Below are 11,611 nucleotides of genomic sequence, written 5' to 3'. Positions count from 1 at the left end.
TGTCTCAAAAAGCTAAAAAGACAATAAGAAATTATATACAATTGAAACATTCTATTTTTAATAAGGTTCTGGTTAATCTATGATTTTTAAGAAAGACAACAGTAAAGTGCAAAGCTTGGAGAAGGAAATTGCTCAGCTAAAAGCGGTTGTAAAAGCAATAGATGATTCAGTTGCCAAAATAGAATTCAAACCTGATGGGGCAATTCTTACTGCAAACGATAAATTTCTAAATGTAGTTGGTTACTCACTCTCAGATATACAAAATAAACATCATCGTATTTTTTGTGCTCAGGAATTTTATTCTACACCTGCATACAAAAACTTTTGGAAAAGTTTAGCGAATGGTATTCCACAAGTAGGGCATTTCAAAAGGATAAATAAATCTGGAGATTCAATTTGGTTAGATGCTAGTTATTTTCCTGTGAAAGAAGATGGTCGCGTTATAAAAGTAATAAAAATTGCTTCAGACATAACAGATGAAAAGCTTTCTTTAGAAAAACAAAACTCTATTTTTGAAGCTCTCGACAGGTCAACGGCCATTATTGAGTTTTCACCTGACGGATATATTTTAAATGCAAATAAAAACTTCACTCAGACTGTTGGTTACTCTCTTGAACAAATAATGCATCAACATCATAGAATGTTTTGCACCGATGATTTTTATAAACAAAACCCTGACTTTTGGAGTGAATTAAATAAAGGGAAATTTAAATCTGGCCAATTTGAAAGGATAGGAGCTGGAGGAAAAACGATATGGATAGAAGCAACTTATAATCCAATCGTTGGTGAAAATGGAACCGTTGAAAAAGTCATTAAATTTGCTTCAGATATAACCGTTCAAGTTGAACGCTCTCAAAATATAAGTGAAGCTGCCAAAATCGCTTTAGAGACATCTTTGAATACAGAAAAAATAGCAGCCACAGCTTCGTTAAAATTAAGTGATACAATTTCAACATCTAAGAAGGTTTCAGAGAGAACTAATAAAGCGATGAGATCGATTGAATCATTGAACTCTCAATCAAAAAGTATTTCTGAGATAGTTTCAACAATTAGCAGTATTGCAGAACAAACCAATCTATTAGCTTTAAATGCTGCCATCGAGGCCGCTAGAGCTGGTGAGCAAGGAAGAGGGTTTGCCGTTGTAGCCGATGAAGTAAGAAATCTAGCTGCAAGAACAAGTTCCTCAACAGAAGAGATAACTAAAGTTGTAACAGCTAATAAGGAAATGACAGAGAATGTCTCTCAACTTATGTCGATAGTTGACCAATCTGCGATAACAGGGATGGAACAAATCAATCAGGTTGAAGTAGTGATGAAAGAGATTAAGACAGAAGCAGAGAACGTGAGTGCTATAGTAGGAAAATTAGCGTTGTAAATCATATCAAATTAGCACCTCTGTACTTAAAAAATAAATCATTAAAGCTGCCAGATTTAATGGTGCAAATGCACTATAGTTAAACTATAGAATTACAAGTAATCCAAGATTATGAACCGATTAGAAGAAGAGCTTTACAATAAGATATCAACTGATAAGTATGTTTTTGATTTTATTCAAGAGTCTTCTTTAGATGGTCTTTGGTATTGGGATTTAGAAGAGCCAGAAGATGAGTGGATGAGTCCTAAGTTTTGGACGACGCTAGGTTATGATCCTACCAGTAAGCAGCATAAGTCTTCTGAATGGCAAGATATAATTAATCAAGAAGACTTGAAAGCTGCGCTTGATAATTTCAATAGGCATATTGAAGACCCAAGTTTCCCATATGATCAAATTGTTCGATATCAACACTCCTTAGGCCATACAGTTTGGATAAGGTGCAGAGGGCTGATACTTCGTGATGATAACAATAAACCTATACGTATGATTGGGGCTCATACCGATGTAACTCAGTTAAAATTAAATGAACAAAAAGCGATTAATGCATTACAAGCTAGAGACAAATTTTTTGCAAGAATGTCGCATGAAATACGAACCCCGTTGTTTGGGATGTTAGGCGTCACAGAGTCTCTTTTAGCAGAACCAAGTAACTTAAATATAAAATCTGATTTAACTACAATCTTAAGCTGTGGTGAACAATTACAGCGCATTCTCAATGATATTTTGACTCTAGCAAAAATTGATGCGGGGAAATTGGCTTTAAGTATCGAAACAGTCTCTCTTTCGAATGTTTTAGAGCATATAAGTTTTTTATTTTCTAAGCCTGCTGAAGCAAAAAAGCTAAACTTTGTAGTCAATTTTCAAAGTTGCGAAAACCTTTTTGTTGATACAGATAAAGTGAGACTCATTCAAATCTTAGGTAACTTAGTCAGTAATTCAATAAAATATACTGATGTAGGTTCGATAACTGTATCATCAAGCAAATCAAATACTCATTGTTCAATTCAAATCACCGACACAGGAATTGGCATCGAAGATATAGATAAAATAATGTTGCCTTTTGAACAAGAAACCAATGTTCAACCTTTAGATGCCAATAGTTCAGGGCTAGGTTTAGATGTTGTTTCTCATCTTTGCGAGTTACTGAAAATTGAATTTTCTATAGACTCTGCCTTGGGAAAAGGTACACAGGTTAAGTTAACATTGCCTCTAAAGAAAATTGAAACCCCAGAAACAACAAATGCGCCAACACAAGCTCCAGATTATACTCAAAAGTTAGGACGTATTCTCATTGTTGATGACAATACAATAAATTTAATTATTGCTGAAAAAATGCTAAGTCCTTTATGCGCTTGTCTGGATAAAGCGAAAGATGGCATAAAATCATTGGAGTTAATTAATAAAAACCAATACGACATTGTACTCCTGGATATAAATATGCCTCACATGGATGGGTTTGAAGTCTTAAAAGAACTTAAATCACTTAACCTTACATACAAACCGAAGATATACATGCTCACAGCTGATGCTTATGAAACCACAAAAAAAAGATGTTTATCTTTAGGGTGCGACGGCTTTTTAACTAAACCCTTCTCTAAACAACAGCTACTATCCCTTCTTCATAGCTAAAGCTTTATTAACGACTAATAGCACCTCTCTTAATAAAACTGTGTTTTTAGCATGACCCTTAAAACACAACTTCTTTATCTAACTAATCAAAAAGTATAAGGCTTTGTAATAAAAATGGTTTACAAAGAAAGGTTCTATCATTTTTATCGCAACTTTCGATTTGGCATTATTTGTGCTGTTTCAGTAAGTGAAAGCACAGTTAACTAACTTTAGCTTTTAGTAAAAATGTAAATTTAGAATAAATCACACATCATTGGATTAATTAGATTTTTAAAATTACGAATAAAGAACCAAGTTAATGAAAATTGCTTAACCTTATAAACCAAATATTGGAGTACCATGTTTATGAAATCATCTCTATTAGCAATATCTACTCTTTTTGCTTCGCAAATTGCAACAGCGAACAATTTAGTTACAAACGGCTCTTTCGAAATTGATATCATAAATTCAAAATGGACTTTGTTAGATAATATTACTGGATGGCAAAGTGAATGTAACTCCACCCAATTTAGTACAGCTCTTTTGTAGAATTTTATGCAGCCTCAAGGTAACCAATTGGTGTCATATCACCAAGTGAATCATGAGGTCGCTCATAATTATAAATATCTAACCATTCATCTGTGATTTCACGTACTTCTTGTAGTGACTCAAACAAGTATAAATCTAGCACCTCTTCACGATAACTTCGGTTAAATCTTTCCACAAAGCCATTTTGATAAGGACTACCTGGTCTTATAAACTCCAACTTGATGTTGTTTTCTATAGCCCAAGTTTCAAGCGCCGTTGAGGTAAATTCAGGGCCATTATCGACTCTAATTTGTTTTGGTTTACCGCGCCAAGCTATGATTTGTTTTAGTGTCCTAATCACTCTCTCAGCGGTTAAACTGGTATCAACTTCAATGGCTAATGCTTGTCGGTTGAAGTCATCGAGTACATTGAGTGTTCTAAAGCGATGTCCATAGCTTAATGCATCACTCATAAAGTCCATTGACCATGACTCATTATGCTGTGTTGGAGCACTTAATGGCTCTGGCGTTCTCGTTGGTACACGGCGTTTTCCTTTACGTCTTAAATTCAGTTTTAGCATGTTGTAAACTCGCTCAACACGCTTCTTATTCCAAGGTTTCCCCTTATTGCGAAGCCTTTTAAATAGTTTGGGCAGCCCCCATCTTTGGTGACGTTCAACCAATGCTAGCAATGCGTCTATAACCTCATCATCTGATGGCCGTTTATGTTTGTAATAAAAAACTGAGCGGCTTAGCCCTGCCACTTCACAAGCAAATGCGACACTGACGTTAAATTGAACTTTTAAATGCTCGACCCAAGCTCTGCGTCTACTTGTTTTTACAGCTTTTTTGCGATGATATCCTCAAGCATCGAGTGCTTTAAGCTTAGCGTTGCAAACATATCTTTTAGCTTACGGTTTTCTTCTTCAAGTTCTTTAAGGCGTTTAACATCCGAAGCTTCCATACCACCATATTTTGAGCGCCATTTATAAAATGTGCTTTGGCCGATGCCATGTTTGCGGCAAATTTCAGGCACAGGAATACCTGACTCAGCTTCTTTGATCATGCTAACAATTTGGGGTTCGGTAAACTTGCTTTTTCTCATCGTAAATTTTCCTATTTTAGTTAATGGAAAATTCTACTTATGAACTGTTTCACTTTTTGGGGGAGTTACACATCCGTTAATTTCTTTTACGTATTTTGTAATATTTGGGTCGATTATTCGCGTGAACCAGAAGTATTTGTAGTTCCAAGCAAGCTTGTCAAAGATTCTGTTAACTGGGAATCTAAGGTTCCTTTATTTAAAATTCATCCTGAGAAAGAGAGTGATTTTTTAAATAATTGGAAACCGATACTAGATCTTTTTGAACGTGTATAGCAAGCATTTATCAAGGGATAACAACTTGCAGACTTTCCGCTCCGAACAACCTTTTATTCGTTAATCGGGGGTTTTGAATGATAGTTGTTAGTACAGAATAGTTTTCCGACTCTAAAGTGTAGTAGCTCATATCTGTTCTTACAATTTCTATTAATAGGTTTGGAATTAACCTGATAGGCAGCAATTAGCGAACAGCGGACGTTAAAATTAATAGCTTTTTGAGTTATTTTCCTCCTCAGAGTAAATAGGTTAATCTTTGCTCTTATAGGCAACTAAGCTCCCGAAGCTGTCATAGGATAATAGTTGAACTTATAATAGCTGATTTTTCGGCATAGCTGTCTGTCAAGGTAGGATTACACGATAACAACTACCATATTTGAGTCTAATTTTTAGAACTGATAATTGCATCAAAATTGACCTTTCGAAGTGCCGCTTAGAGATATTAATTAATTTGTATTTGGATTAACACTTGTACTTAAGCGACATCTTATGAATTGTCCGCCAAGATAATCATTGAAAATTTAATAAAGAGTGCTGCTTTATCGATTTATTAAAATCAAAGGGGGCATTGCGTTTAGTTTTGTATCGAAAAAATACAGTACCCCTCTAACCGTTGTCAAAGTTAATTTTAGAGGGGTAGTCAACCTTACTAAGGGCTAGTCAAGTGGATTGCTTTCTCACTCCAAGTCGGTAATGCTAATAAATCGAGTTCTTCACCCAATGAAATTGTTTCAGATTCAATAATCATTTCAAAGCTCGGAGGCGTGTATTCTCCACTAAATCTTCCTAGAAGATTAGCAACGGTATCGGGTTCATCTTCCCCAAATATTTCAGCAACTTTTGCTATTGCCACTCCTGTAACAATAAGCGTATTTGCGGCACCACATTTAGCAATAAATTCGGGATCTGAGATAAAAATTTGAATCGGCGGGGGTGATAGTGTTCCTTCATATGAAAAAGATTCAAAATCAAAATTTAGCTTCAAGGTATCTTCTGATGAAGTTGGAACTATAGGTATTTCGTTAGTTTTGAAACCTGTACTGACCCTTATTTTTTGATCAAACGTATTAGCGTATGGAGCTATACAGAAAAACGCATGTCCGAGATCAATAGGCTGTATCTTTAAATTTATTTTTGCATCTGCTTGGACATTTATGTCAAGACTTAAAGAAAGGCCAGTTAAATCAGAGTTAACAGTAACGCTTTGAATGTTTATGTTTGCCTTACCAGAGCCTTTTGAATTGCCTTTAAATTTTGCAAGAGCCATAAAATCTGCGGCTTCTCTCGCTACATCACAAGCACCGACTCTAGCTTCCTGTTCGATCTGATGTCTTACTCTAGCTTCTTCATGGACTAAATTATCAGCAAGGACTCTTCCTTCTTCTCTTGTATTGCACACTGCCCGACTACTAAGACAAGCAGGTTCATCTGTACAAGCTTCCGAACAGCCAAGTATCGGTACACAGGCTGAAACGCATCTCTGGCAGCTCCAGTTACATGATTCTCTTTGATATCTACTTCGTCTAAATGGCTCTCTTAAAGTTTGGCAATCCAATTTGTTACTTTCTAGTTCTATAGATGAGTTGAAATCAGTTTTTGGGATGTCAAAATTTTCGGATATATTTGCTCCAACACTTAATGTTTCTTGTAAAATTTCTGAAATACTTGCTTTTGAGATCATTATCAATAAGCTCATGTCAGTTTCGGTTAACTTATCAAAATAAGTATTCCAGATAGCTTCGTATTGTTGTTTATATTGTTCAAAAAGACTGTTGAACTCTTCTAACGAATGTGTCTGGCCGAGCTTAGATATATCTATTTCAACTTCTGGTATGTTGTTTTGAGGATTTTGAGTAACCTGTGCTAAGAGCCTGAGGCCTTTTTCATTTACCAGTATTAACCCTTTTTCAAAACGGCGAAAAGTAGATTTCTCAGAAGCAGGAGAAGTGGTATACAAAGGGTGTTCAAAGGATTGTTGCCATTCTAATTTCATCGAGATTGGTTCTTTAAATAAGACTCGATTCAAATTATCTTTGAAGCCTTTCAAGACATCTATTGCGAGTTTTGATAAGGCTTCTTTACTATCATTCCACGTGCCATCAAATTCGATAGAATCTATTTCGAAATCTAATAGCGCAGGACGTAAATAAATACTGTCAGCTAAGTTATGAACTCCGACAGCACCATCAAAACTTGCCTCAAGTGTAATACGCTCTTTTATGAACTCAAGGGTAAATCTCGGTTTAAGGTAAATTGTTTGGTCAGATAGATAATACTCACTAGCAAACCTTAGTACATTAATATTACTGTTTTTGTCATCTTCTTTTCTAACTGTCTTATTTATCTCATTCGCTAGGACTTCTTTTATTAGTTTCTCAGAAATAAATGCAGCAACAGAAGGGGTCAGATTGCCAATTTGAGAGAGATTTGTCTTTACTGAATCAAATCTTTGGTCGATTACGGTTAATGGGGGGGCTTGCTCATCAATAAGAGATTTGAGGACTGAACAGGAGCTGAGAGCAAAAGCGCATAGTACAACTACCAATTTTTTCATTTTAATTCCCTCTAAGTAATCAATTATTTTAATTATAGTGCGCTGTTAGACCTTTCAAGAAGGGCTATTCCTTCTTTGTTAAACTTTCTTCTTTACTAAAAATAGGCGAGCAATTTTTTAATAATAGAACACTATCTATTAATTAACACACCAACTGTTCAAATAACATACTATTTTTCAACTCGTCAAATCAATAGCTCAAAGTTATCACTAACAGTTTGAAGTCAGGTAATATTGTTGACTATCAAATACCTCACCAGTAGATATAACCTCAACGTCTGCTATTGAGCTTGAAGTAGCCCTTCAAACAAACAGTAAAATCATAAATAGATTGATCGTGTATTCACAAAAACTTAATGTCGGCTTTCGATAAAGTAGTCCTATTATCAAATTTATCTCTATGACTGCAATGGTGGCTTAGAAGAGCAATTTTGTAGGGGAGCGTCAATGTCCGCAGTTGGCACATATGTGACTGTCTGATTTGATTGAGTTCTATTATTAGAATCTGTAATAATATTTCGAGCCGAACTTATATTAGTCAGTCTTGTTCGATTTATAAAGCTGTTTAATTAAACAAAGAACTTCTTCTTTATTAATTTCACTAAGTTTGTCTAAAAGGCAAACAATCTCAGCTATTTGATCGTCTTCACAGAAAAAGTAATTTAAGGGTACATCTAACTCTTCAGCAATTCTTTTCAGAGTACTTAAGTCGGGGGTATGCCTCCCCTTTTCATAGTGATTCATACGACCACTTGCTGAGCTTTCATCCATACCAATTTGTACTCCAAGAGCTTTTTGAGAGTAACCAGTTTTTCTTCTAGCCTCTTTAAGGCGCTTTGGTATAGGGTTTTGGAATTGCACTTACACAGCATACGATAAAACTCACATAACTTAGATTTTCTAAGTTTTACTTAACTATGTATACTTAGCAATCCTAAGTTTTGTTTTTTGGGGCCTGAACATGTCCAAAACCGTAGTGTTAAACGAACATATATATAACTTACTGATCGTGATGAATTTTGATCATTTCACTATAAAGGAACTCGTCAGTGTTTTGGAAAATGTGACATTCTTCAATATTGCGAAGGAGCAACTTACTAGGCTTGCATATCGTCAAATAGGTATGTTGGAGAAAAAAGCATATCTAAAGAAAAGCAAAGAGAAAAGAGCACGCAGTGTTATTTACTCTAAAACTCCAAGTTTTAACACCAGCATTTTTGTTTCAAGGCCAAGCTATAAGTTAGGTCAATACAAACAAGATTTTATATCTAATAGTCAAAGCTCCATAACCCTATATAACGCGCTTAGCAAAGAGAAAAGTGAACTGGAAAACAATCAGGCGATATCTCTCAGTGAAATGAAGAAATATAAAGAGTTACTTAGCCGTTACCCCAAGGAACGTGCATTTATAGAGCCTTTCTATAATAAGGCTAGAATCCAATCGATCAAAATTCAGGGGGGTTTAGAAGCCGTAAGCAAGTTACTGCGACATTACTCATCAAACATAGATACCTTTTTATGAAGCCATGAGCCATACAAAAACAATGCTAAGTTGCATCCTATTTGACTTCAATAAAGCATTAACTGAACTTCAATCCGGCAAAGGTTTAGCTGCCGAAGATAGTGTTTTAACGCCACTCATTAAACAGTTAACCGAAGCAGCCCTCAAAGCTGAGCTAGAACAACACTTAGAATCAGATCTTCAACGCAAAGATTTGGGGCGACTGAAGCGCAGCGTAAACCGTCCCAGCGCCTTGTTAGGCAGAAGAAAACTTTTCTATCGCTATCTTTGTGAAGGTCATGTTTCGAAATATGATATTGCTTTGGCTCGACAGAATATGAGAACAACCTGAAAGGAAGTTCATCAATACAAATTTGAGAAAATACTGCTGAAAAATATCGAATCATTGCGGCTTCACATAACGAAATTCTTTCTGGATCAGAAGTGCCAAATAGCTTACCTAAACCAGTTTTAATTCTAGATTCACCTGTATCTTTTGATTTAGCATTTGGAGTTAAAACCGTAACCATACTCTTATTGGGCTCGACCTCAAGTAGCAATAAAGAAAGCTTATATCATTCAGGAACTCCCTTAATCACAATTTTTTGAAGTGTTTCATGTTTGACCAAACGATCTAAAGCACTTCTAGAAACATTTTTTCTATAAGCTTGACCAATATACTTAGCTTCAAAATGTCAGCAAGATACGGTCGTTCTTATTATTGTCCAATTTTCAGTTTTTCAAAGCTGACTGGCACGATGACTCCTTTTCGTGGCTAACGCCAAATTAAGGTGCTAACAACGCTAACACCTTACCTAAAGTATTGTGCATAAACACTAAGCTGGCTTAAAGTGAAAGCGCCAAGCACTGTTAATAACTCTTAAATTTATTGTTAAGATTTACTTACCACGGATTATATTGGTTATTATAACAGCAAGTTCGCGGCAAAAAATCCACATAACTACGCCGTATGGCAGAGCTAATAGATGTAGATATTCTGGAGCTAAATCATTATTTGATACCCACATAATGCATTCATAAGATAGGAATGACACAAGAAGAGAAACTAAATAGCCCGACCACAACTTTTTCGTTGTATTGAGGTTAACCGTTACCATCAAGGAAACTATTAAAACTGCAACTGATACGAGAACTGCGCTGATTATATAGAGGTGCTTAGATATCCAGCTTTCAAAAGTTAATGCCAGAGTTACCGCCACAAATATCGCGAATATGTTGTCTACGAGGGATAAATCATGACCATCATGTGAAATTACATTTTTTAAATAATTTAATATTTTTTCATTCATCGAAATCAATTGCTCTCCGTAAAACTGGTGTTACCCACTAAACTGGTGTTACCCACAAAAAATAGACACCTAACTATGCAGCCTTTACCGCTCGTTCTTCAAACTCGACCGGACTCAACCCGTCGTTTGCTGAATGCCTTCTTTTGCGGTTATAAAATATCTCTATGTACCCAAATATACCTGAACGTGCTTCCGCAATCGACTGATAATTCTTCGCGTAGATTAATTCAACTTTCAACCTCGCATAGAAAGACTCCATTACCGCATTATCCCAGCAGTTTCCTTTTCTACTCATACTTCGCTTTACACCTAACCTTTCAAGGTAATTGACGTAGTTTGTTGACCTATATTGAGAGCCTCTGTCTGAGTGAATAATGAGCCCAGGTGCTACACCTCTTGCCGCCGTCGCCATTTTCATCGCTTGCGTAATAAGTTGCTCTGTCATATTCACATCTAAGCTCCAACCTATTATCTTACGGGAATACAAGTCCATCACTGTCGCCAAATAAAGCCATCGCTTGTGTACCCACACATAAGTGATATCCGTCACCCACTTTTGATTTGGACCCGTTGTGGTAAAGTCTCGCCACAGCAAATTGTCTGCAACATTGTGCATCGTTAACGTATGGCTACCATAGTTAAATGCCTTACCGTTACGTGCAACTATGCCTTGCTCACTCATTATCTTGGCAATGTAATTTACTGAGCAGCGATGACCCAAAGCATTCAATTCTTGCGTTATTCTCGGTGCACCATAAGCTGCTTCGAATTCTTCAAAGGTATCTTTGACTAGTGATGTAATGGCGTCACGACGCTTTGACCGTATACTTGTCGGCTGTAATCGCCAGCGATAAAAGCCTGAACGGTGAACACCAAGTACCCGGCACATAAGTTGGATACTATATTGAGCCAAGTATTCCATCATGAGTGCGTACTTCACTCTTGGTTTTTCGCGAAGTACGCAGAGACCTTTTTTAAAAACTCCATTTCATCTTTTAAACGCTTATTTTCTCTGCGAAGACGACGCAACTCTTCACTTTCTTGTTTGGAGTAGTCTACGCCATCCAAGGTATTAAACTGTTTATCTGAGAGTCGTTTAAATTGCCGTTTCCAGTTGGATATTTGCTGCGCACTGATACCGAGTTCCTTGGCAACTTGGGCCTGTGTTACACCTGGTTTCTCTGAGCGTTTAACAGCTTCTTTGCGGAATTCTTCTGTGTAATGTTGATGTTTTTTATGAGCCATGTGACACCTCAATCTCTGTTAAATATAACTATAGAGGGTGTCTACATTTTGTGGGTAACTCGGAAACCTAACGCCCGCATTTTCGGCTGGTTTGAAACACGGCGAAAAACCAG

At 36.3% G+C, this 11,611-nt stretch carries 10 protein-coding genes; 4 read left to right on the top strand and 6 right to left on the bottom strand.

Going from position 1 to position 11,611, the window contains the following annotated elements; translation table 11 throughout:
- Nucleotides 1–79 precede the first annotated feature (79 nt).
- Both ACH784_RS18190 and ACH784_RS18185 read left to right on the top strand, forming a co-directional pair.
- Complete coding sequence (locus tag ACH784_RS18190) at nt 80–1,375, top strand: methyl-accepting chemotaxis protein (RefSeq protein WP_404396242.1); 1,296 nt, start codon at nt 80–82, stop codon at nt 1,373–1,375.
- Nucleotides 1,376–1,486: 111 nt separating this feature from the next.
- Nucleotides 1,487–3,004, top strand: coding sequence for a response regulator (locus ACH784_RS18185; RefSeq protein WP_404396240.1), 1,518 nt, complete (start codon nt 1,487–1,489; stop codon nt 3,002–3,004).
- A gap of 532 nt (nt 3,005–3,536) precedes the next feature.
- Here ACH784_RS18185 and ACH784_RS18180 read toward each other — a convergent pair.
- The 3 genes from ACH784_RS18180 to ACH784_RS18170 all read right to left on the bottom strand — a co-directional run bounded on the left by ACH784_RS18180 (nt 3,537) and on the right by ACH784_RS18170 (nt 8,303).
- A protein-coding gene (locus ACH784_RS18180) for an IS3 family transposase (RefSeq protein ID WP_404396238.1) occupies nt 3,537–4,615 on the bottom strand; the annotation gives its coding sequence in 2 pieces (ribosomal slippage) (nt 3,537–4,363 and nt 4,363–4,615; 1,080 coding nt in all).
- Between the two features lie 922 nt (nt 4,616–5,537).
- The gene (locus tag ACH784_RS18175) at nt 5,538–7,442 is read right to left on the bottom strand and encodes a hypothetical protein (RefSeq protein WP_404396235.1); all 1,905 of its coding nucleotides are present in this window, start codon (nt 7,440–7,442) and stop codon (nt 5,538–5,540) included.
- A 534-nt stretch (nt 7,443–7,976) separates the two neighbouring features.
- Complete coding sequence (locus tag ACH784_RS18170; protein WP_404396232.1) at nt 7,977–8,303, bottom strand: helix-turn-helix domain-containing protein; 327 nt, start codon at nt 8,301–8,303, stop codon at nt 7,977–7,979.
- 100 nt (nt 8,304–8,403) lie between these two features.
- On the opposite strand from ACH784_RS18170, the gene ACH784_RS18165 reads away from it, so the two are divergent.
- Entirely contained in the window at nt 8,404–8,964 is a 561-nt protein-coding gene (locus ACH784_RS18165; protein ID WP_404396230.1) for a hypothetical protein, read from the top strand.
- A 4-nt stretch (nt 8,965–8,968) separates the two neighbouring features.
- Nucleotides 8,969–9,295, top strand: coding sequence for a hypothetical protein (locus tag ACH784_RS18160; protein ID WP_404397017.1), 327 nt, complete (start codon nt 8,969–8,971; stop codon nt 9,293–9,295).
- 547 nt (nt 9,296–9,842) lie between these two features.
- Here ACH784_RS18160 and ACH784_RS18155 read toward each other — a convergent pair.
- From ACH784_RS18155 to ACH784_RS18145, 3 genes are all read right to left on the bottom strand, one after another.
- On the bottom strand, nt 9,843–10,253 hold the full coding sequence (locus tag ACH784_RS18155) for a hypothetical protein (protein ID WP_404396228.1): 411 nt from the start codon (nt 10,251–10,253) through the stop codon (nt 9,843–9,845).
- A gap of 73 nt (nt 10,254–10,326) precedes the next feature.
- Nucleotides 10,327–11,193 carry an IS3 family transposase gene (locus ACH784_RS18150; protein WP_404396226.1) on the bottom strand — a complete coding sequence of 289 codons (867 nt, stop codon included), beginning with the start codon at nt 11,191–11,193 and terminating at the stop codon, nt 10,327–10,329.
- On the bottom strand, nt 11,190–11,498 hold the full coding sequence (locus tag ACH784_RS18145; protein ID WP_404396223.1) for a transposase: 309 nt from the start codon (nt 11,496–11,498) through the stop codon (nt 11,190–11,192). The genes ACH784_RS18150 and ACH784_RS18145 overlap by 4 nt, the downstream gene beginning before the upstream one ends.
- Between the last annotated feature and the right edge of the window lie 113 nt (nt 11,499–11,611).

Source organism: Pseudoalteromonas phenolica (assembly GCF_044788725.1).
GTDB classification, from domain to species: Bacteria; Pseudomonadota; Gammaproteobacteria; order Enterobacterales; family Alteromonadaceae; genus Pseudoalteromonas; species Pseudoalteromonas phenolica_C.
This window is presented reverse-complemented; position numbering and strand designations above follow the sequence as displayed.